Here is a 21,260-nt window from a genome sequence, read left to right on the forward strand (position 1 = left end):
TAGTAAACAGCAAACTGCACAATCTATAACGATTCAAAAATCAGAGGCGAGGAGGCGAACACCCCATGAATAAGATGGCGATTGCCGCGATTGGATTGGGAGCGGCGTATTTGATGCGCAGCAAGGATGCCCGTAGCAAGCTGATGAAGCAATTTGGATCGTTGACGGACAAAATGGGAATGAAAACCCAATAAGGACGTCAAAAAAGGACCGGAGAGTCGATGGATTCTCCGGTCCTTTCCTATTCACTCGACGGTTGCATCTTGCAAGGCCGTGTTCTTTTCAAGCCGCATGACGATAAATACACTTCCCTCATATAACAGGATCATCGGGATCAAGACAATCAGCTGGCTGACAAAATCAGGCGGCGTGATCAGCCCCGAGATGACAGCGAGAAGGACATATGACCATTTCCGCACTTTTTTCATCGTCTGCGCGGTCAGGATGCCGATCGTCGACAGGAATATCGCAACAATCGGCAATTCGAACAGCAGCCCGACAGGCATGGTCGTCATCAGCAAAAAGCGGGCATATTCCTGAGCAGACACCATGACCGAGAAATTGACGGCTCCGATGGAAATCAGGAAATTGTAACTGAGCGGATTGACGACAAAATAACCGAACGCCAGCCCGGCCAGAAACAACAGAAACATGACAGGGGAGTAGAGACTCAGAAATCTGCTTTCCCGCTCGTTGAGGCCCGGCTTGACAAACTGCCAGAGGAAATGGCATAAGAACGGCAGCGATAAACCGAACGCCAGCGCTGCCGCAAGGGACATGTAGAACGTCACCACTTCCAGCGGCCCCAGCACGATGAGTTCATGCCCTCTTGTCATGAACGGAAACCAGTAATTGATTGTTGAAAACACCGCCAGGAAAAAAAGTAGAAACACAGCGACGCTTTTGACCATCTGCTTCCTAAGATCAGTCAGATGCTCTGTGAGAGTGGGATTGCCAGCCGGCTGCACGTCTCCCGGCTCAGCTGCATCCTTTTGGCCTTCCAAATCAGCCGGCCTGCCCGCCTCCGGTCTCTGTTCAAGCGGGACGGGGTTTTTCGAGTTTTGCTGCTCTTTTGGATCCATGCCGCAACGACCTCCTAGGCCTGATCCGATTTCTTCGGCTGCTCTTTCTTCTCTTCCTCGTCCATGATGTCTCTTGCCGACTTTTTGAACTCTGCCAGCGTCTTACCGACTGCCGAACCGACTTCCGGCAGCTTGCGCGGGCCGAACAGGATCAGCACAATCACTAAAATGATGATCAATCCGGGAACACCGATTGCTGCTAAATTCATTTGCCTTCCTCCTGACTTGAGGTAACTGCCTTTTCATCAAGTCTGTATGATGTCGGCCCTCTTTATACCAGCTGTCTCATTTTTCTTACGAAATGCACGTACAGAGATTACTGCATAAGGAAAAACCGGACAACACGGCTCTTCATAAAAGCCCGTCGTCCGGTTCATATGCCATATTCTTCAAACCCAAGGATTGGGATCCTGTCTTCCAGCACAATCACCTGATCCCCAGGCAATTCAATCTTGTATTCATCCTTGCCGTAAGGCCTGACATCAATCTTCTCTCTTACGAAGGGATTATTCGTGATAAGCGTAATTGCTCCGTCCGTTCTGTTCTGCCCCTCGATGGCAAAGCGGTACCCTTTGATCATCGCATACGGAAAGATTTCAAAGGCGTCTTCCAGTTCCTGCAACGTGACGGGACGGTGCCAGACCGTTTCCCTGCCGCCCATGCGCTGAAATCCATTCGCCGATTCTGTTCCATCTTCCGTCTGTAAATAATATTGCCTTTTTTGGGAGACGATTTCATATTCCTTTCCGTTCCAAATCGCGTAGCGTCCTTTCCGGATCATCATCCATCACCTCTCTACGCCCTTTCTTCTAGTATACCTGAATAAAAATTCAATATATACGTTTGGTAAGGCATATTTCCAGGCGCTTGCATAGTCCTTTCCCCCCATTCGCTTTTTTGAATCCAACCAGTTGCCAAATGCCGTGTGCGTTTATGCATCCGTGCACCGGGTATATAGTTACAACAACTTAAATTGGAGGTCTTACAATATGAAAAAAGATGATAATAGTTTCTCTGAAAAGTTCAAGGGTGGCGTTAACAAGGCAAAAGGTGAAATGAAAGATCAATTCGGCAACTTGATGGATGATGCAGAGCTTCAAGCGGAAGGCCAGTATGATAAAGCGAGAGGCGAGGCGCAAAAGAAGAAAGGCGAAATGGAAGAACGCTATCGGAATGACGATGTCAATCGCACAGAATGGTAAGCGGATGGCCTCCCGCGCGGCGACGATCCGCCGCAGGGAAGGCCTTTTCCTTACAATCCGTCCGTATTGAGCCGGGGGACGGTCCCTTCATTTTCATTGCGCGGCTCTAGATCATCGCTATTTTCAAGCGGCTCCCCGCTGCCGGTCATATAAGCGCGGCTGTCCCGTTCATCTGCAAGATCGCCACTTGTCGGATAGGATTCGCTTTCCACGAATAAGGCAATGCCGCCATGGCGGATCTCTTCGACGATCGAACCTGATTCTTCAGCGGAGAATCCCATGCCTTCGATTTCGGCAAGTGCATTGACTGTACCAGTCGTATCGGCGGTGAACCGTTTCAGAAAGCCGCTGTCCCCTTGTCCATCGAGAGCCACGGAGGATTGATTGCGAAGCTGGGCGATTTCATCATCCGTATTGGCGATTGCATGGATGTCCTCTTCCGGGCAGCCGTTTGACGTGAGTTCCGTTATCTTATAAAGGGCGGAATCAATGGAATGAAAAGTTCCTAAGTATTTTTTGCTCATATATGCATGCTCCTTTGCTTGTTTTCTAACACTGTACCCCCGCAGCGGGCGGATCACACATCCATGTATGTCTGCGCTCCTTTCGCAGATACTAAGCCCATCATAAGGAAAGAGGTGCTTGCAGTGGATGCAAAAGATCGGGTACACAGTGAATTGAATAATATGGGCGAAGAAAAAAAGGACGAAATCCTTGAGAACTTCAATCGCTTCAAACAGTTTTTGTCGGATAAAGTGAGCAAAGGCGAAAGTCTCGGTATGAGCGAAGAACAGCTCGCCAAAACGACTGAATTCGTAGCAAATTACTTGGCGAAACACGAAGAGCCGCGAAACCGGGAGCAATACCTATTGCAGGCGCTCTGGGACTCCGGCGACAAGGAGGAGCAGCACGCGCTTGCCCACATGCTATTAAAGCTCGTGCGGCAAGCATAATCCAGACGAAAGGATGTATGTTTCCATGGAGAAAGCTGACAAGAGGAAAGTCTTCACTGCGGAAGACCGGAAAGACGCTGAAGGTCCTTATATGGACAATCCAGAAAACATGAAAACGGATAAAGAAAGCATTTACGATATGCATGAAGATATGCAGACGGTCGATACCGTTCCGCTGGAAGATGCGAAAATGGAGTGGAATGAAGAAAAGCAGGAAAATCACCATAAGACAAAAAGTGATTCGTCCACGGAAGAGAAATTTCCTGGTTGAATAAAAAGCAGCATCCGATTTCGGGTGCTGCTTTTGTTTGCAGATTGCCGGCTTCTCCTTGAAAACAGCACCCTACTTGTCTTTAAAATCTTCCAATAGAGAAATGATCCTGTTATTTTGCTCGATGATCGTCTTGTTCTGTTCTCGCATCTTTGCGAAATCAAAGACAAAAACAAGTAAAATGATGATGACAAACAGCACCAACACGTGAACTCCTCCTATCTATGCTTACAGAAATAGTACCATACGCTCCTCGTCATAATAGGTACCCTCATCTTTCAGAGCTTTCTTCTCTATGCCGCATACTTGAAAACCTTGTGAGAGATACAGCTGTTTGGCTGCGGTATTCGACGACACAACAGTTAAATGGATTTGCTCTAAGCCTTCAAGCGTCTCAGCCTTTTCAATCGCTTTTCGCAAAAGCGCCTTCCCAGCGCCTGATCTGCGACTTGTAGGGAATGTATACATCGCAACAATCGTTGCCCGATGGCTTAGCTTCAGCAATTGCTCCCTGATCAATGTGACGACTCCGATCAGGCGGTCATCCTCAAAAGCACCGAATGTAAATGTATGAGAAGGCCTCGTGAATCGTTTGCGGTATTTTTCAGCATCCTGTTCACGTTCTTCTGCATAGCTCGAGGCGAAGCTGGCCGGACTGTATTGTAAGGCCTCCAGTCTGATGGAGCGGTACGCCTCCGCGTCTGTTGAAACCAATTGTCTAATATCCACTGTCTTCCCTCGCTTCACATTTTTCCATTGATAGAAGCTCTTCCCGTGCCGGCATTGCGGATAGCGCCCCTTGCCTCGTAACAGCAAGGGCGCCTGCCCGGTTGGCAACGTGTGTATAGCGATACCAGCCTTCCGCTGATACCGGCTTTCCCTTTTCCTGCACTTGCTGAAGCAGTGCCGCCATGAACGCATCACCCGCTCCCGTCGTATCGATCGCTTTTACAGGAAGTGCGCTGATTTGATGAGATTCCGTTCCAATGACAGCAAGCGTGCCCGCTTCCCCCATCGTCACGAAAACAGCCGGTATCTGGTATGCGGCCAGCTTGGCAAGCGCCTCCTCCATTCCTCTTGTCTGCATCAGGAAGAAAAGCTCTTCCTTGGTCACTTTAAGCAGATCGATATCCGGCAGGAAGGACAGGATCGTCTCTCTGCAATTCTCTTCCTCTGGCCAGCGGGCCAATCGGATATTCGCATCAAAAGACAGAAGGACGTCGTAACGCTTGGCGTAGCGGACCGCCAAGCGGGTCGTCTCAAGCGCCACGGGATGGAACATCGTGCCGGAAGCCAAATGGAAGACGGCCGCTTGCTGAAATGCCTTCTCTTCCAAATCACCTGGTTTCACTTGGATATGTGGCGTCTCGTCAATATACGAATGAAAGACCCGCTCGTTTCCCGCTTGTAGATGGACCATGACGCCATTGACCCTCTTCTCAGGAACCTGTTTCGCATACGTGAGATCGATCCCTTCAGCGCGCAGAACCCGCCGCACTTCATCTGAAGTCGCATCTTCCCCTGTCACTGTGATGTAAGATGCTTTTCCTCCGAGCCGCGCAATCCCAGCAGCTACATTCACCGTCGTCCCGCCGACATGGGCGGTGAATGCCGTGTTCGTAGGATCATCCGCAATATGATCCACAAAAACATCTCCGTATATCAGCACATTCTTATCTTCTCTCATCCAATCCCTCCGGCCTGCTCACTTGTCCTTCCAGTATAACAGGTAGGGTAAGACATGCGGCCATTGTCTTGCATACAATATGAAAATACAAAGATTATGCATAGATACAAGTGAGTTAGGGTATAGATTGATATGTATACTCACATTCACCAAGAAAAGGAGGTACAGTGATGGACGTCATCATGATATTTTTCAATACGCTCATCATACTGCTGTACATAACACTTATAGGCTTTTTAACGCCGCTCTTAATGAAAACCATGAAAAAGCGAAACTTCGATATAGTCATGCAGACATTGCCCGCACTTTTGCTCACTTTCGTCACAAGCGTATTGATCGCAGCAGGGCTCGGCGGCTTTGGAGAATTGGTATTCTTCCGAATCACCGCGATTGCTTCCGTCATCCTGATCGGTTTTGTCCTGTTCCTGACATTTGCCATGAAGCGCTTCTGGCATACGCAATATGACCAGATCGTCAATCGGATCGTTTCCTTGAAACGCGAAAAGGCATTCCATTGATCCTTGCCATGCTGTCCCTTCGCGGGCGGCATGGTTTTTTGTTTCTGCCGCTCGGGGCTGCTTCGTCTTTCTTTCAACCGGTATGCGCGTTACAATGGAATCAAATTTAAAAAGAAAGAAGAGTGGAACAATCGTGGCGCTTCAAAACAGATACTATTATCAAGACACATACAAGACCGCTTTCCGTTCAGAAATCGTGGAAACGGGCGCAGACGTGGAAGGGCGTCCCTACGCAGTTCTTGAGAACACGGCATTCTATCCGACAGGCGGCGGCCAGCCTCATGATACCGGTACGATCGACGGGATACAGGTCATCGATGTCGAGGAAGTGGACGGTGCGATCCGGCACTACATGGAACAACCGCTGCAGGCTGGCGGCATTGTCTGCGGGGAAATTGATTGGCAGCGCCGCTTCGATCATATGCAGCAGCACGCGGGTCAGCATATTCTGACGGCCGCCTTCGTCGAGCTGTTCGGTTACCAGACGGTGAGTTTCCATCTGGGAAAAGAGGAAGTCTCCATTGATCTCGAAGTCGAGGAGGTATCACAGGATGAACTGGCGGAAGCGGAACGCCTGGCAAATCTGATCATCCAGGAGAACCGTCCAATCATGACGAAATGGGTATCGGAGGAAGAGATCGACCAGTACCCGCTCCGCAAGAAACTAGCTGTCACCGATGAAATCAGGCTAGTCATCATCCCTGAATACGATTATAACGGATGCGGCGGTACGCACCCTGATACGACCGGACAAGTCAGTTCCATCTGTATTTTGCAGACAGAACGGCAGAAAAAGAAGACAAGGATCCACTTTGTCTGCGGCGGCCGGGTGCTCGCCCAGCTCCATGCGAAAAACGACAGGCTGCGTCGCGCTTCACAGCTACTCAGCGCACCCGAGGAAGGTGCCAGTGAAGCGATCGAAAAGCTGCTGGAAACGAATCACCTGCTTGAAAAAGCGCTGGAAGACGCGAAAGGCACTCTTCTCGGCTATGAAGCGAAGGAACTCATCCAAAGCGGAAATACTATTGTAAAAGCATCATTCATAGATCGTACGATTCAGGAACTCCAGAAGCTTGCCCGGCTTGTCGTTGCGGAAGATGATGGAGTGATTGTTTTGCTTTCCTCTGAAAATGGAGATAAGCTGCAATTCGTCGCTGCCCGTGGAGCCGCAGCAGCTGGAAGCATGAAAGAGCTGTCCGCAGCCGTCCTTCCTGCGATCAACGGGAAAGGCGGCGGCAATGATGCTTTCGTCCAAGGCGGCGGTGAACGGACCTTATCGGCGGAAGAGCTGCTGAGACGATTGGAAACTGCAGCCGGCCAGTAACAAAAAATAGGCAGCCTCGTATCTGATAGTACGGGGCTGCCTTTTGCTTATTCCTTTCCTAGCACCTGATCCCAATCTATCGTCCCTTCTTTGATCTCATCCCTGCGCTGCTTGTTCATCGTATCCGACGGGCGGCCGCCTTTCGGCCAGTCTTTGTCATGCCCTTTCCATTCCGGCCGGTCCTTTGACAAGATGAATGCAGCGAGATCCGCCGCCTCCTGGTCTGTCAATGTCCCGCCTTGGCCGAGCGGCATGTTCTTCTGGATGAAGCTTGTGATTTTGGACATGCGGGCCATGCCGGCTCCATCATTGAAAGAACCTTCTCCCCAAAGGGCGGGACCCGAGTTCGGTCCGGTGCCTGCACCGTCCGCAGCATGGCAGGCAATGCAGGACTGTTGATACAGCGCTTCGCCGTCCGCAACGTTCGGCTCTGGAATATCCTTCATCTCGTTCCCTTTCCTCCACGCAAGGTCTGCTCCGACAGGCACGTCTTCTGAAATGTAATTCATATAGGCAATCATGGCTGCCATATCCTCGCCCTTTTCATCCAGCTCCTGGCCGTTCATGCTCCGCACCATGCAGCCGTTGATCCGCTGCTCGAGAGTAAGGACCTTGTCGGCACGTGAGTTGTATTGCGGATAGACGGTCGATACGCCAACGAGAGACAGCGCCTTTTCGTCTGTACCTGCGCCGGCGTGGCAGCTGGCGCATGACAGTTCATTCACCATCGCTTCCCCTTCCGCCGTCGATGATGCTTCATCCCGCAGAGCTTCCGATGTGTTGTTCACCAGTTCATGCCCGCGGAGGATCGCATCTCCAAGAGGCCCTTCCGGCACATCATCCATGGATGGCGGGTTATGGGAAACGGCCCCTTCTTCCGCAGCCGGATTTTCACCGGCAGGGACTGTTTCTCCGCCAGCAGCCAATTCACTTACCGTGCCCAGCCGGTGCGCCATCAAGAATATGACTGCCAAAGAACCTGCAAATAAGAGGCCGAGCACCCATCCAGTTGATCTTTTCATACACAATCCTCCCTGCCTAGATTTATCTTTTCTTTCTCTACCCATTACCAAGCGGGGCAACTCTAGTTTTTTTCTGTAAAAAATAGAGGTATTTATCACTCCCCTCTAGAGCCGATAATGAAATTTAACAGAAATGTAATAATAACAAAGCAAGAAAGAGGGTAATTAAAGTTATTAGAAGAAGTTCGCTAGATTCCAAAACGGGAAAAGGGGTTATCAAGTGCACAAGAGAATTTTATTCATTTCCGATCACGGCGACCCGCTTGCGCCGCTTGGAAGCGAACAGGCGGGCGGACAAAACAATTATGTGAAACAACTGGCTCTCGCGCTCGACAGGCAAGGCTATACAGTCGACGTAGCAACCCATTGGGCGGATGAGAACACTCCTCGCACCGAGACGTTCGGCAATAAATGCCGCGTCATCCGGATTGCAGCCGGCCATAAGGGATTCGTACAGAAGAGCAAGCTCTATCAGATGCTATATGACTTTTATGATGAGATGGAAGAGATGCTGGACATAGGCGGATATGAGCTCATCCATACACACTACTGGCTATCAGGGCTGCTCGGGGCCAAACTTCAGCAGAACTATGCCATCCCTTGGATCCATACGTCCCACTCGCTCGGCGTGGCAAAGGAACAGGCGACTGGCGTCCGGGAAGAGAAGCGCATCATGGCGGAAAAATATATCCTTAGCCATGCAGATGTGGTCATCGCTACGACGGAGACGGAGAAATCCCTCATCAGCAAGTTTGTCAAAGAACCGGCTCCGATCCGCGTCGTTTCCATCGGCGTAGATGACAGCTTCCAACCTGACTTGCATAAGCCGGCTTCCGGGCAGCCCCTATTCGCATTTGCCGGCAGGCTTGAATCCACCAAAGGCCTTTTCACGCTGCTGCGCGTCTTCCGGAAGCTCATGAAGCACAACGACCTTCCTCCTTCCACTAAACTTATCATTGCTGGCGGCAGTGCTGACCAAGTCGACCCCGTTGCCAAGCAGCCGACAACGCCTAAACTGAAAGCGGCCATCCAGGATATCGAGGAACACGTCGAGTTCATCGGCGGACAGGGCCAGGCGGAACTTGCGCAGTTATTCAACCGGGCGACGGCCGTCATCGTCCCTTCCACATATGAATCGTTCGGAATGGTAGCCGCGGAAGCGCAGGCGTGCGGCTGTCCGGTCATTGCGTCGCGTGTAGGAGGGCTGCAGGATGTCGTCCGGCACCGTGAGACAGGACTTCACGTGGAAGTGGACCATGACAGGAGTCTCGCGGCTGCGATGAAGTTCCTGGCAGCCAACGAAGACTTCGCGCGGCTGCTCGGCAGAAAGGCGGCAGCACGCGCCAAGCAGGAATTCAATTGGGAAGCCATCGCAAAACAGATGGCCTCGATCTATGAGGTGGTCAGACGTGAAACGCAAAAAGTATATGCTGGCGACTGATCTGGATGGAACATTCGTCGGCGATGAAGAAGGGCTGCGCAGGCTGCTCCGTCACTACGACGAATCGCCAGAAGACGTGGCCCTCGTCTATGTGACGGGTCGCCATTTCGCTTCAGCCCGGGGATTGATCAAGGCGGAGAACCTGCCGGAGCCTGACCTGCTCGTAACGGACGTCGGCACGGCCATTTACGTGAACGGCTGCGAGGATCCGGAGTGGAAGGCGAAGATGGAGGAGAACTGGGCGCCTGATCGGATTCTGGGGATCGCGGCGCAGTTCCCTGCGCTCGTCCGGCAAAATCTCCCCGATGAAAAGCGCATATCGTTTACAGTGACAGATGACGAGGAGGCCGTCACAGATTTCAAGAACGCTCTGCTGGACCAAGGCATCTGGCATTCCTTTGTTTACAGTTCCGGAAGGGATATCGACGTGCTGCCGGAGGGAGCGGGAAAGGGAAAGGCACTCAGCTATGTGTTTGACACCTTTGCCGCAAGCGATGTGCGCGTCCTGATTGCAGGAGATTCGGGGAACGACATCGACATGCTGGCGCTCGGCCATCCTGCCGTCATCGTCGGCAACGCCCAAGAAGAGCTGATCGCGATGGCAGACCATCCGAAGCTGTACCGGGCAAAGGCGCCGTGTGCTGCAGGTATTCATGAGGCGTGGTTGCATTTTTATGGGTGATATGGCGGAATCAAAAAAGGCAGCGCTGGCTGCCTTTTTTCCTTTATAGATGGCACCTTTTCTGACACGTACCCATTCACTGACTGACATCATACACTACTGTATCCAAATTTATTACGTAAGAGGGGAATGTGTTGGAAAATAATATAAACAGGCCGAATATTTTATTTCTCATGGTAGATGAACAGCGAGCTCCGATGGTGTATGACAATGCAGAGCTGAAGGAATGGAGAAAGCATAACTTATGCACACAGGAGCTTCTGAAGGATCATGGGCTCAGTTTCGAAAATCATTATATTGGCAGCTCCGCTTGTTCACCAAGCCGGACCACTCTATTCACAGGGCAGTATCCTTCCCTGCATGGCGTAACACAGACCCCAGGGGCTGCAAAGGGTTCATTTGACGCGGATTTATTTTGGCTTGATCCCAGTACGGTGCCGACACTAGGCGATTATTTCCGGGCGGCCGGGTACCAGACATTCTGGAAAGGCAAATGGCATATTTCAGATGAAGATATTCTAGTGCCTGGCACAAAAGATGCATTGAATAGTTATAATGTGAAGACCGGCGCTAGAGATTCACAAAAAGAAGAAATCTATCATAACGCGAATCGTTTAGAAGAGTTCGGTTTTTCAGGCTGGATCGGCCCTGAGCCCCATGGATCTGATCCAAGAAACTCAGGATCAGTTGCAGCAACTGACGTAAAAGGGCGGGACGAAATCTATGCAGAAGATGTAATCGCGTTATTAAAAGAACTTGAAAGCGCGCAATCGAAAGAAAGTGCTCCATGGTTACTCGTATCTTCATTTGTCAATCCGCATGACATCACACTATATGGAGAAGTGACAAAACATTTACCTGCATTCGATTTTTCGATAGATGAGACGGTTCCTGACATTCCTAAAGCTCCCACTGCAGAAGAAACACTCAACACAAAACCGTCGGCTCAGAAAAGCTACAGGGACGTGTATCAGAAGGCGTTACAGCCGACAAAAGACACCGAAGACATGCGGAGGCTCTATTATTCATTGCAAAAAGAAGTAGACCAGCAGTTGAATAAAGTATTCCAAGCGTTGAAGGCGTCTCGCTTTTACGATAACACGATCATCGTTTTCACATCAGATCACGGCGATATGCTGGGTGCACATGGCGGATTATTTCAAAAATGGCATAACGCCTATGAGGAGTCCATTCATGTTCCCTTTATCATCCACAATCCAAAACTTATTAGAAAACGAAGGCAAACGTCAATGTTGTCGAGTCATGTTGATATAATTCCAACATTATTAGGTTTAGCGGACATCAACATACAGGACGTTCAAGAAAAACTAAAAAAGGACCACACAGAGGTTCACCCGTTTGTGGGAAGGGACTTGTCGTCAATTGTAAACGGTACAATGGAATCAACCTTGGTAAATGACCCCTTATTCTTCATGACAGATGATGAATTCTCAAAAGGGCTTCATCAACAGACACTGGCGGGGCGTCCTTATGAACCGGTGATCCAGCCTAATCATGTAGAAACTGTCATCGTAAAGATGAAAACCGGAAAAGCCAACGAAGAAGAGATTTGGAAGTTCAGCCGTTACTATGACAATCCTCAATTTTGGAGCAGCCCCGGAGAAAGCGATGAGATTACCATTAAAGAGCAATCCTTGCATCTGCCACACCACAATCAAGCATCTCTCCGCATAACCACCACCAAAACAGAACCGGCGACGGAACAATACGAGCTCTATAACCTCACAAATGACCCGCTCGAGGAAGAAAATCTAGCACATCCGAGATATGCTACCAAGAAGACAAAATTCATTCAAAGAACGTTACACAAGATATTAAAGCAACAAGCTGACATAAAACGAATCTATCCGAATAGATCAGTATAATTGGGAAGTGCGAAAGCTGATATTGACTCTGTCCAGTCAGGTTTCGCTCTTTTTTTATTTTTGTGGTTTAGAGAGATTTCAGAAGGATCAACAATCGCGACCATTTGTCTGACAAGTCTTCTCCTCAACTCCTTTCTACCAATACAAAAAACAAGCTCCCCAGCGGACCCACCGCCAGGAAGCTTGCCTGTTTCCCTATTAATACGCTCTCGCAAACCAAACCGTATGCTTCGCTTCTTTGCCGCAGTTGATGCATGTGTGCTTTTCAACTGGCGGGGTGAACGGGATGTTGCGTGTCGTAAATTTCGTTTCGTCTTTCACGTGTTCTTCACACGCGTCGTCGCCGCACCAGCCAGCGAGGATCCAGCCTGGGATTTCGCCGTTTGCCTGCGAACTTTCGATATGCTGCTTCAGCTCGTCCAGCGTGTCGATGTTCGTATGGCTGTGCTCGTCGCGGAATTTGCGTGCTTTTTCAAGCAGGCGTGTCTGCATCGTTTCGAGTTCCTGTTCGATGCGTGAGACGACATCCGCAAGATCGACTGCGATCTTTTCAGCTTCATCGCGTGCTTTGAGAAGCGCCTGATTGTTTTCCAAGTCACGCGGTCCAAGCTCGATGCGGACCGGCACGCCTTTCAGTTCCCACTCGTTGAACTTGAAGCCTGGCGACTGGTCGGAATCGTCGAGTCGGACGCGGATGCCTTTCGCTTTCAGCTGTGCGAACACTTCGTCGAGCTTCTCCATGATCGCAGGGTTCTTTTTCCACGGACCGACCGGAATCAGGACGACTTGCGTCGGTGCGATACGCGGCGGCAAGATGAGCCCTTGCTCGTCCCCGTGCACCATGATGACGGAGCCGATGAGGCGCGTCGATGTACCCCAAGATGTCGTATGGACGAATTCGTGGCGGTTCTCTTTCGTCAAGTACTTGATATCGAACGCTTCCGCGAACTTCGTGCCGAGGTAATGCGACGTCCCCGCCTGCACTGCCTTGCCGTCCTTCATCATCGCTTCGATGGAATATGTGTCGACTGCTCCCGCAAAACGCTCGGACGGCGTCTTCTGCCCGTCATAGACCGGAATCGCAAGCAGCTCTTCGACGACTTCCTTATAGATGTTCAGCATCTGCATCGTCTCGTGACGTGCTTCTTCCTCATCCACATGCGCCGTATGCCCTTCCTGCCAGAGGAATTCGGACGTCCGGATGAACGGCAGCGTCTTCTTCTCCCAGCGGAACACGTTCGCCCATTGGTTGATCAAAACAGGCAGATTGCGGTAGCTCTTGATCCAATCGGAATACAGATGACCGATCATCGTCTCGGACGTCGGACGGAGCGCAAGCCGTTCCTCCAGCTGCTCTCCTGCCGCCTCCGTCACCCAAGGAAGTTCCGGCGAGAAGCCTTCGATATGGTCCTTTTCCTTCTGGAAGAACGACTCGGGAATCAACATCGGGAAGTACGCATTGCGGTGGCCCGTCTCTTTAAAACGGCGGTTCATCTCCTCCTGGATATGCTCCCAGATCTCGAACCCGTCCGGCTTGAACGCGATACAGCCGCGGACCGGCGTGTAATCCATCAAATCCGCTTTCTGGATCGTATCGATATACCATTTTGTGAAATCATTCTGCTGATTGCTCATCATGTTTCCTCCTTCTGCATACTAAAAAGCGCAAAGCTGTCCCTATAAAAGGACGTCTTCGCGCTGAATCGACGTGGTACCACCTTACTTCGGCCTATTTGCATAAGCCCTCAAGCCGCCAATAACGTGGCGGTGCCGGTCATGTTTGCATGACATCTCCGTGGTAGGGTTCAATGAAAAGCGGTGGCATAGCTCTCAGCACGCACTATGCTTTCTGTATCACAATTTCCATCTACTGGGCCACTTCATGGATTCCATATTATCACTACTATACCAAATAGCCTGGTCACTTACAATCGGGTTTATACAGTTGCTTTTCCGATGTGGCTCTTCTATACTTTTTACACAAAATGTTTTTGAAAGAGAGGCGTTACGGATGCTCAAAACTGAAGTGTTCAGCCAGCTGAAGCAAGCGATGAAAGACAAGGATTCCCTCACAAAAGGAGTCCTCACCCTCCTCAAATCGGCACTCGACCTCGCCGAAAAGGAAAAAGGCGCCGAGCTGTCGCCTGAAGAAGAGACAGCGATCGTCAACCGGGAGATCAAACAGACAAACCAGGCACTTGAAGGCGCGAAGCAAGCGGGCCGCGATGATCTGATCGAATCCGAGGAGAAGAAACTGGCCCTCTTGAAAACCTTCCTGCCGAAACAGATGAGCGAAGAGGAAGTCTCTGCTGCTCTTACGGAAGCCGGCGTCACAAAAGGCATGAACATGGGCGACGCGATGAAGATCGCAAAGCCGCTCCTCGCTGGTAAAACAGACGGCGCGACGATGTCGAAGGTTGTTAAGAGCTTGATTTCATAAGGAATGGCGTGGCCTCCGTTTCGGAAGCCACGCTTTTTTCTGCTGACGTTGCGAAGAGGCTCGTGAATGTTGCAAAGGAACTTCTTAACATCCCAAGCTCTGGCGTTAAGGTGCCTAACAGGCTACTGAACATCCCAAACCAATGTTAAAACCTTTATATACCTAGGCTTCTTTTGCATGTGATGTCTTTCCAAAAAGCGTGGCGAGAAACAGTATGCCGAGCACGAGTGCAAATATGTACAGATAGCTCAGCCCGCTGTTCATTTCCAAATAAAGGCCGCCCAGAATCGGGCCGGACAGGCTGCCGATGCTGAAGAAGATGCCGCACAGCAAATTTCCGGTCGGCAGAAGGGCTTTCGGCGTCAAGTCGGACATATAGGAAACGCCGAGAGAGAAAATCGAGCCCGCGAACATGCCGGCGATGAAAAACATCACCATAACAGCCGCCGCGTGGTCACCCGCAAGGCCCGCGCCGAAGAAGGAAAGGCTGGCGCCCGCAAAGGCGATTAGCAGAATTTTTTTCCTGCCGTGCCTGTCCGACAATATGCCAAGCGGAAGCTGGGTGATGATGCCGCCGAGCGCAAAGGCGGGGATAATCATAGAGATCATCGCAAGCGGGATGCCGCTCCGCAGTGCATATACCGGATACATCGCATTCAGCGACGATTCCAGGAACCCGAAGCCGAATGGGCCGAGGAACGCAATGCCGGCGATGAGAAGCGCGGCTTTGAAATTGGAGCCAGGCCTGCTTTTTGCGGCGTCCCCTGGCAGGATATCCGGAAAATCATTGCGCAGCAAGAATACCGTCGACCACGCAAGCAGGCTAAGCCCCGCGGACAAAATAAACGGCAACCCTTCAAATATATCAACGAGCGGAACAAACAGCGGGCCCACCGCAAACCCAAGCCCGACCGACAATCCATAAATCGAAATGCTGCGGCCGAGCCGCTCTTGCGGCACAGTGCTCGTCAGCCAGGTCTGCGTCGCAAAATGAAGCGAATGGTCGCCAATGCCGACAATCATCCGGAGGATAAACCAGAACACTGCGCTTTTCCAAAGCGGAAACGCAAGCAAAGAGACTGTCAAGCAGATGCCGCCGAGAATGATAATCGGTTTGTATCCGTATTTCCGGAGCGGTGCCTCCATGAACGGGGAGATGAGCAGCGTGCCAATGTACAAGCCGGTCGCATTCAACCCGTTGAGCGTGCTGGAGAGCCCTTCCCGCTCAAAAATTGTCGAGATCAGCGGCAGCAGCATTCCCTGTGAAAACCCCGCAACCGACACGATGAGGACCAGAATCCAAAACCGGTGCCTTTCGAACGTCTGATGAATATGTATGATGACCGCCCCCTCGCCGCACTTTATAGCACATCGTACCATAGAGCAGGCGGCTGGCGATAGATGGTAATTCAGGTGGCTGGCGACTGATTAGATTTCGGTGTGATCGGTTTAGACACGCTAACGACCGATTAAGCGGCGGTGTGATCGGTTTAGCCTCACTAACGACCGATTAGGCGACGGTGTGATCGGTTTAGCCTCACTAACGACCGATTAGGCGACGGTGTGATCGGTCTAACCTCACTAACGACCGATTAGGCGACGGTGTGATCGGTTTAGACACGCTAACGACCGATTAGGCGCCGAAGTGATCGGTTTAGCCTCGCTAACGACCGATTAGGCGACGGTGTGATCGGTTTAGCCTCACTAACGACCGATTAGGCGACGGTGTGATCGGTTTAGTGCCGCATGCGACCGATTAGCGGCGGTGTGATCGGTTTAACCCCACTAACGACCGATTAGGCGACGGTGTGATCGGTTTAGCCTCACTAACGACCGATTAGGCGACGGTGTGATCGGTTTAGTGCCGCATGCGACCGATTAAGCGACGGCGTGATCGGTTTAGCCTCACTAACGACCGATTAAGCGGCGGTGTGATCGGTTTAGAGCCATAAGCGACCGATTAGGCGACGGAGTGATTGGTTTAGACCCACAAACGACCGATTAGGCACCGGAGTGATCGGTTTAGATCCACTAACGACCGATTAGGCGACGGAGTGATCGGTTTAGCCTCGCAAGCGACCGATTAGGCGACGGTGTGATTGGTTTAGCCTCACTAACGACCGATTAGTCAAGAGATCGATTCATTTAATCACCCGATCGAATCATTTAATCGGAGGAACGATCCATTTAGCCACCTTATCGAATCATTTAACCGCGGGAACGATTCATTTAACTTGGGGAACAAGCCATTTATTCGCAAAGCAATTCACTTAGCTATATGACCGATTCATCCAGCCAGCCGATCAATCCATTCAGCCGTGCAAACGACCGTTACCCCGTCAGGACAATCCGTCCCTACAACCAGCTGCCCATCATCTGCCATCAAACATCCATTGCCAAGCCCTCATCTCCGGCATCCCTCCCGCTCACGCCAGCCATCATGTTTAAAAACAGCAAATGCAGGTACAATACTTATATGATGATGGCCTGCCATGTTTTAAACTAGTGTTTTTACCTTATTTTATTACTGTATTCATCCCTCCCCTCTTGATAAATCAACTCCAAATTATGTAGTTCGTAGGCCGAAAGGTTGAATTTATTCGATTAAATTGTTATGCTAGTTAACGGCGGTTTTTAGTCGCGACTATAGAAAACCATTGATTTGACACTCAATCAGAAAGGAGTTGGGTGGGTATCCAACTGACTGAAAAACAAAATAATACGACGACTGCTGCACCTACTAATGATTATTCATTGGACCGTGTTCCACGGAAGGACCGGACCAAAGGCTGGTTGAGCATTACGAATATTACATTCGGGATTGCAACCGCCATTTTTTATTTCCAGATGGGGAGCGTCATGGCACTCAAGTTCGGAGCCATCAATGCGATGATTTCTTCTGCTTATGCGATTGTAGTCGCAGGCTTGCTCGGGACAGTGATCGCCTATTTATCGGCGAAATCCGGGATGAATGTCAATCTTCTTTCTCGGGGAGGCGGATTCGGCTATATCGGATCGTCCTTGACGTCTTTGATTTACGCTTCAAATTTTATTATGTATTGTGCGTTCGAAGGGCTTATTTTAGTTTCTGCGGTTCATCATTTTCTCCCTTCTATACCGAAATGGACGCTTATCGTCTTTTTTGGAGCGATTGTTATCCCTCTCAACTGGTTTGGAATTGACCAATTGGACAAATTGCAGAAATGGTCACTTCCTCTTTTCATTATTTTTCTGCTGACGGCGATTGCCGTTTCCCTCTATAAGCCTTCCATCTACCAAGGCTCCGTCTTCACCTATATGCCGGATGGCGTTCATATCGGCGGTGAAGCACTTTTACTTTGCATCGGCATGCACCACGGCATCATGGGATTGACCGCGCTGCTTGCTTCAGACTATGCTCGTTTCTTGAAACCGTCCGACATCAAGGTCGGTTCTGTTGCAATCGGTTTCATTCCGCAGATCTTCTGCTTCGGGATCATGGGAGGACTTGGCATCTGGTTCGGCGTCCGCTTTTTGGAGTCGGATCCGGGCGTTTATATCGTTCTCTTGCTCGGCATCGGCGGTGCGCTCTTTACGATGCTGACACAGCTGCGCATCAATGTGACGAACATTTACAGCAGTTCGCTCTCGCTGTCCAATTTCTTCGAGAACATCTTCCATTTCACGCCTGGGCGCAGGTTCTGGGTCGTGTTCACGGGAATTACAGCCATTGTTCTGATGCTGCTGAACATTACGGATCATGTCGATAAACTGATGACGTTCCAAGGTGTATTCCTGCTCGCCTGGGCGGCTGTCCTCGTGACGGATGCGTTAGTCGTCAAGAAGCTGCTGAAAATCGGGCCGACGTATTATGTTGCTCGTCAGGAGTACTTACATCGCTGGAATCCGGTCGGCAGTGTTTCGCTCATTATCGCAAGCCTTCTCGGCACGGTTGCGGCTCTCGGCTATATGGGCATGTTCCTTGAATCCACAGCCGCTTTCTTTGCCGCCGTGCTGGCATCTGTTTTGACAGTTGTCATCGCCATGATGACGAAAGGCAAGTATTATCTGACAGAAGAACCGACAGATATCGTGGAAGAGGATAAAATCGGTTAGTTTTCTAAAACCACTGTAACGGTTTCATCCTTTGCAGTGGTTTTTCATGTGGTCTGCACGTATCTCGAATTCATGCTATCATTGATAATGAGTTTCATTTTCAATCAAAAACATCGGAAGGGGTATGCAGACTTGGAATACGAAGGGAAAAACGAGGTGGAACAGAATATCATCGGACGGCGGACCATCAAATCCTTTAAGCCGGATCCGGTTGAGGTAAACGAAATCATCGAGCTTCTAAACGTGGCGAAGTGGGCGCCCAATCACAAATTGACGGAACCTTGGCGCTTCCAGTTGTACGCAGGAGAAGGGAAGAACAAATTTGTTCAGGCCTATGTCGATTCGCAAAAGACCAAGGATGGCGAGGTGCCGGACCGGGTACAAAACAAGGCGGAATACTTCCGCGAGATTCCGATCCATCTTGTCGTCCTGATGCCTGAAGACCCGCGTCAGCGAAGATGGGACGAGGATTACGGCGCCGTCTCGACAATGATCCAGAATTTCCAGCTTGCCGCCTGGGAACGCGGCATCGGAATGATCTGGCGCACGAATGACTGGGTATACGATCCCGTCTTCCGCGAAGCCATCGGAGCAAAACCGGGTGAAAAAGTGGTGGCGACGCTCATGATCGGGTATCCGAAACATGTGCCGGCGCCTAAAGAACGCACAGACATCCGCGAACTGCTGAAAGTCATCGATCAGTGATCAGGAAACCGCATCTTCATAGGGAAGTGCGGTTTTTTTGTGGAAAGGTTTCTGGCTGTCACCTATACTAGTACACAACTGCATGTGACTGGAGGTCATTATTCTATGACGCTGCTAGAATCCGCCACTCAATACATACGCTCCGTGCGTCTGAAGCGCGAGGAGATGCCGGGAGACGACGCGTTTCCGTTCACCCTTCCGTTCGTACGCAACTTGGATGAGCTGCCTTTCCATCCGAATATCACCTATGTCGTCGGCGAGAACGGGATGGGCAAATCGACACTTCTTGAAGCGATTGCCATCGCATACGGATTCAATCCGGAGGGCGGCACATTGAATTTCAATTTCGCGAGTTACGATTCCCACTCCAAGCTGGACGAATATATCCGGCTCGTGAAAGGCGTGGAGCGGCCTCGCGATCACTTCTTCTTCCGCGCTGAATCGTTCTATAACGTGGCAACCAATATCGAGGAACTGGACAGAGAACCCGCCAACTCCCCGCGGATTATCGATTCATTCGGCGGCGTCTCCCTGCATGAGCAATCGCACGGCGAATCCTTCTTTGCCGTCTTTACAGAACGCTTCAGAGGGAACGGCCTGTATATCCTGGACGAACCGGAAGCCGCCCTGTCCCCGCTCCGGCAGATTTCCCTGCTTGCGCGCATGAACGAACTGGTTCACGAGGGGTCCCAGTTCATCATCTCCACCCACTCGCCGATTGTCATGGCGCATCCCCTTTCTTCCATCATCCAGATTACAGAAGAGGGGATTCAAGAAGCAGCACTGGAAGAAACAGACCATTACAAGGTCATGAAGCAATTTTTCGAGGACAAAGACCGCTTGCTCCATCACCTTTTCCAATGACAAAGAGAGTCCGCGGCCTTATGCCGGGACTCTCTCTTCAATTAGAACGGGCCGTCAATTTTGTATATAGATTCTTCAGGCCTGCCATGATTTCCTCATATTCCGGCAAGCTGATATGGCAAAGCCGGATCTCTTCCTCGACCCGCTGCAGGATGGTGTCTTTCTTCCGCTCCGCTTTCTCCTCCAGATGAATGATCACTTTCCGTTCATCCTCCGCGGAACGCTCTTTGCGAAGCCATCCCTTTTCCTGCATCCGGTTCACCATCGGGGTCAGCGTGCCTGTACCCAGGTTCAATTTCGCACCCAGCTCCTTCATCGGCACCCCGTCTTGTTCCCACAGCGCCAGAAGCACCGTATATTGGGTATATGTCAAACCGAACGGCTGCAGCACGCTTGTATACAGTTTCGTGAATTCGCTCGCTGTTTCATACACGGCAAAACACAGTTGTTTATCTAATGACTGGTACCCGCTGCTCATAGCACTTTTTCGATGTCGTCTCCAATTTTCTCTGGATCGGTCTGCGGCGCATAGCGTTCTACGACATTCCCGTTCTTATCGACAAGGAACTTTGTGAAATTCCACTTGATGGTGTTCGTCAGAAGTCCTTTCTTCTCAGAAACCAAATGTTCGAAAAGCGGATCTGCCTGCTCCCCTTTCACATCTACCTTTGCAAACATCGGGAACGTCACCCCGTAATTGACCTGGCAGAATTCGGTCGCCTTGCGGCTGTCGTCAAATTCCTGGTTGTTAAACTGGTCGCACGGGAACCCGAGCACCATCAGCCCGTCGTCCTTATACTTTTCATACAGCGACTGAAGTCCGCCGAACTGTGGTGCAAATCCGCATTTGCTGGCCGTATTGACAATGACCAGCGGCTGCCCTTCATACTCTTTCAATGACACCGTTTCCCCATCCGTCTTCTTCACTTCAAAATCATATACTGACGTCATCTTGACCCCTCCTGTTTTATTGTTAATTAAATCGTACACGACTTAAATTGGAATGACAAGGAAACCGGCTCCGCTTCTCTAAAAGATTATGCCATTGCATAAGGCTACAGGTTGAATTGCCGCTGCTGAATTCGTAT

Annotated in this window: 25 protein-coding genes; 13 read left to right on the top strand and 12 right to left on the bottom strand. The window is 50.6% G+C overall.

Features of this window, described 5'->3' with window-relative positions; genetic code table 11:
* Nucleotides 1–65 precede the first annotated feature (65 nt).
* Entirely contained in the window at nt 66–194 is a 129-nt protein-coding gene (locus ACZ5FK_RS08925; protein WP_464804583.1) for a hypothetical protein, read from the top strand.
* Between the two features lie 51 nt (nt 195–245).
* Here the strand turns inward: ACZ5FK_RS08925 and tatC are convergent, their stop codons facing one another.
* The 3 genes from tatC to ACZ5FK_RS08940 all read right to left on the bottom strand — a co-directional run bounded on the left by tatC (nt 246) and on the right by ACZ5FK_RS08940 (nt 1,863).
* Nucleotides 246–1,082 (bottom strand): twin-arginine translocase subunit TatC, encoded by an 837-nt coding sequence (gene tatC, locus ACZ5FK_RS08930; protein WP_464804584.1) that lies wholly within the window; start codon nt 1,080–1,082, stop codon nt 246–248.
* A 14-nt stretch (nt 1,083–1,096) separates the two neighbouring features.
* The gene (tatA, locus tag ACZ5FK_RS08935; RefSeq protein WP_464804585.1) at nt 1,097–1,291 is read right to left on the bottom strand and encodes a twin-arginine translocase TatA/TatE family subunit; all 195 of its coding nucleotides are present in this window, start codon (nt 1,289–1,291) and stop codon (nt 1,097–1,099) included.
* A 164-nt stretch (nt 1,292–1,455) separates the two neighbouring features.
* Nucleotides 1,456–1,863, bottom strand: a complete 408-nt coding sequence (locus ACZ5FK_RS08940) for a hypothetical protein (protein WP_464804586.1) — start codon at nt 1,861–1,863, stop codon at nt 1,456–1,458.
* Between the two features lie 208 nt (nt 1,864–2,071).
* Here ACZ5FK_RS08940 and ACZ5FK_RS08945 point away from each other — a divergent pair, with 208 nt between their 5' ends.
* Nucleotides 2,072–2,284 (top strand): CsbD family protein, encoded by a 213-nt coding sequence (locus tag ACZ5FK_RS08945; protein ID WP_464804587.1) that lies wholly within the window; start codon nt 2,072–2,074, stop codon nt 2,282–2,284.
* A gap of 50 nt (nt 2,285–2,334) precedes the next feature.
* On the opposite strand, the gene ACZ5FK_RS08950 is transcribed toward ACZ5FK_RS08945, so the two are convergent.
* A complete protein-coding gene (locus tag ACZ5FK_RS08950; RefSeq protein ID WP_464804588.1) occupies nt 2,335–2,808 on the bottom strand; it encodes a hypothetical protein in 474 nt (157 codons plus the stop codon).
* Nucleotides 2,809–2,970: 162 nt separating this feature from the next.
* Between ACZ5FK_RS08950 and ACZ5FK_RS08955 the strand changes: the two genes are divergently transcribed.
* A complete protein-coding gene (locus tag ACZ5FK_RS08955) occupies nt 2,971–3,237 on the top strand; it encodes a DUF3243 family protein (RefSeq protein ID WP_464807407.1) in 267 nt (88 codons plus the stop codon).
* Between the two features lie 25 nt (nt 3,238–3,262).
* Nucleotides 3,263–3,508 carry a hypothetical protein gene (locus ACZ5FK_RS08960; protein WP_464804589.1) on the top strand — a complete coding sequence of 82 codons (246 nt, stop codon included), beginning with the start codon at nt 3,263–3,265 and terminating at the stop codon, nt 3,506–3,508.
* 72 nt (nt 3,509–3,580) lie between these two features.
* Here the strand turns inward: ACZ5FK_RS08960 and ACZ5FK_RS08965 are convergent, their stop codons facing one another.
* The 3 genes from ACZ5FK_RS08965 to ACZ5FK_RS08975 are packed head-to-tail and all read right to left on the bottom strand — an operon-like array spanning nt 3,581 to nt 5,195.
* Nucleotides 3,581–3,715: a hypothetical protein gene (locus tag ACZ5FK_RS08965; RefSeq protein WP_464804590.1), complete on the bottom strand. Its 135-nt coding sequence runs from the start codon at nt 3,713–3,715 to the stop codon at nt 3,581–3,583.
* 21 nt (nt 3,716–3,736) lie between these two features.
* A complete protein-coding gene (locus ACZ5FK_RS08970; protein WP_464804591.1) occupies nt 3,737–4,237 on the bottom strand; it encodes an N-acetyltransferase family protein in 501 nt (166 codons plus the stop codon).
* Entirely contained in the window at nt 4,227–5,195 is a 969-nt protein-coding gene (locus tag ACZ5FK_RS08975; RefSeq protein WP_464804592.1) for a carbohydrate kinase family protein, read from the bottom strand. Before ACZ5FK_RS08975 ends, ACZ5FK_RS08970 begins: the two co-directional genes overlap by 11 nt.
* Before the next feature lie 170 nt (nt 5,196–5,365).
* On the opposite strand from ACZ5FK_RS08975, the gene ACZ5FK_RS08980 reads away from it, so the two are divergent.
* Both ACZ5FK_RS08980 and ACZ5FK_RS08985 read left to right on the top strand, forming a co-directional pair.
* Nucleotides 5,366–5,713: a hypothetical protein gene (locus ACZ5FK_RS08980; RefSeq protein ID WP_464804593.1), complete on the top strand. Its 348-nt coding sequence runs from the start codon at nt 5,366–5,368 to the stop codon at nt 5,711–5,713.
* Nucleotides 5,714–5,807: 94 nt separating this feature from the next.
* Entirely contained in the window at nt 5,808–7,037 is a 1,230-nt protein-coding gene (locus ACZ5FK_RS08985; protein WP_464804594.1) for an alanyl-tRNA editing protein, read from the top strand.
* A 47-nt stretch (nt 7,038–7,084) separates the two neighbouring features.
* Here the strand turns inward: ACZ5FK_RS08985 and ACZ5FK_RS08990 are convergent, their stop codons facing one another.
* Nucleotides 7,085–8,059, bottom strand: a complete 975-nt coding sequence (locus tag ACZ5FK_RS08990; RefSeq protein WP_464804595.1) for a c-type cytochrome — start codon at nt 8,057–8,059, stop codon at nt 7,085–7,087.
* Between the two features lie 220 nt (nt 8,060–8,279).
* On the opposite strand from ACZ5FK_RS08990, the gene ACZ5FK_RS08995 reads away from it, so the two are divergent.
* The 3 genes from ACZ5FK_RS08995 to ACZ5FK_RS09005 all read left to right on the top strand — a co-directional run bounded on the left by ACZ5FK_RS08995 (nt 8,280) and on the right by ACZ5FK_RS09005 (nt 12,068).
* On the top strand, nt 8,280–9,500 hold the full coding sequence (locus ACZ5FK_RS08995) for a glycosyltransferase (protein ID WP_464804596.1): 1,221 nt from the start codon (nt 8,280–8,282) through the stop codon (nt 9,498–9,500).
* Nucleotides 9,469–10,182 (top strand): HAD-IIB family hydrolase, encoded by a 714-nt coding sequence (locus ACZ5FK_RS09000; RefSeq protein WP_464804597.1) that lies wholly within the window; start codon nt 9,469–9,471, stop codon nt 10,180–10,182. Before ACZ5FK_RS08995 ends, ACZ5FK_RS09000 begins: the two co-directional genes overlap by 32 nt.
* Before the next feature lie 173 nt (nt 10,183–10,355).
* Nucleotides 10,356–12,068, top strand: a complete 1,713-nt coding sequence (locus tag ACZ5FK_RS09005) for a sulfatase-like hydrolase/transferase (RefSeq protein WP_464807408.1) — start codon at nt 10,356–10,358, stop codon at nt 12,066–12,068.
* 198 nt (nt 12,069–12,266) lie between these two features.
* On the opposite strand, the gene proS is transcribed toward ACZ5FK_RS09005, so the two are convergent.
* On the bottom strand, nt 12,267–13,703 hold the full coding sequence (proS, locus tag ACZ5FK_RS09010) for a proline--tRNA ligase (protein WP_464804598.1): 1,437 nt from the start codon (nt 13,701–13,703) through the stop codon (nt 12,267–12,269).
* 376 nt (nt 13,704–14,079) lie between these two features.
* Between proS and ACZ5FK_RS09015 the strand changes: the two genes are divergently transcribed.
* The gene (locus ACZ5FK_RS09015; protein WP_464804599.1) at nt 14,080–14,508 is read left to right on the top strand and encodes a GatB/YqeY domain-containing protein; all 429 of its coding nucleotides are present in this window, start codon (nt 14,080–14,082) and stop codon (nt 14,506–14,508) included.
* 162 nt (nt 14,509–14,670) lie between these two features.
* Here the strand turns inward: ACZ5FK_RS09015 and ACZ5FK_RS09020 are convergent, their stop codons facing one another.
* On the bottom strand, nt 14,671–15,888 hold the full coding sequence (locus ACZ5FK_RS09020) for an MFS transporter (protein WP_464804600.1): 1,218 nt from the start codon (nt 15,886–15,888) through the stop codon (nt 14,671–14,673).
* Nucleotides 15,889–17,202: 1,314 nt separating this feature from the next.
* Between ACZ5FK_RS09020 and ACZ5FK_RS09025 the strand changes: the two genes are divergently transcribed.
* From ACZ5FK_RS09025 to ACZ5FK_RS09035, 3 genes are all read left to right on the top strand, one after another.
* Nucleotides 17,203–18,603 carry a purine-cytosine permease family protein gene (locus tag ACZ5FK_RS09025; protein ID WP_464807409.1) on the top strand — a complete coding sequence of 467 codons (1,401 nt, stop codon included), beginning with the start codon at nt 17,203–17,205 and terminating at the stop codon, nt 18,601–18,603.
* Nucleotides 18,604–18,735: 132 nt separating this feature from the next.
* The gene (locus ACZ5FK_RS09030; RefSeq protein WP_464804601.1) at nt 18,736–19,308 is read left to right on the top strand and encodes a nitroreductase family protein; all 573 of its coding nucleotides are present in this window, start codon (nt 18,736–18,738) and stop codon (nt 19,306–19,308) included.
* 105 nt (nt 19,309–19,413) lie between these two features.
* A complete protein-coding gene (locus tag ACZ5FK_RS09035) occupies nt 19,414–20,172 on the top strand; it encodes an AAA family ATPase (protein ID WP_464804602.1) in 759 nt (252 codons plus the stop codon).
* Nucleotides 20,173–20,209: 37 nt separating this feature from the next.
* On the opposite strand, the gene ACZ5FK_RS09040 is transcribed toward ACZ5FK_RS09035, so the two are convergent.
* Entirely contained in the window at nt 20,210–20,605 is a 396-nt protein-coding gene (locus ACZ5FK_RS09040; RefSeq protein ID WP_464804603.1) for a MarR family winged helix-turn-helix transcriptional regulator, read from the bottom strand.
* Between the two features lie 41 nt (nt 20,606–20,646).
* On the bottom strand, nt 20,647–21,123 hold the full coding sequence (locus ACZ5FK_RS09045) for a glutathione peroxidase (RefSeq protein WP_464804604.1): 477 nt from the start codon (nt 21,121–21,123) through the stop codon (nt 20,647–20,649).
* Nucleotides 21,124–21,260: the final 137 nt, after the last annotated feature.

Source organism: Sporosarcina sp. GTC18466 (assembly GCF_055389225.1).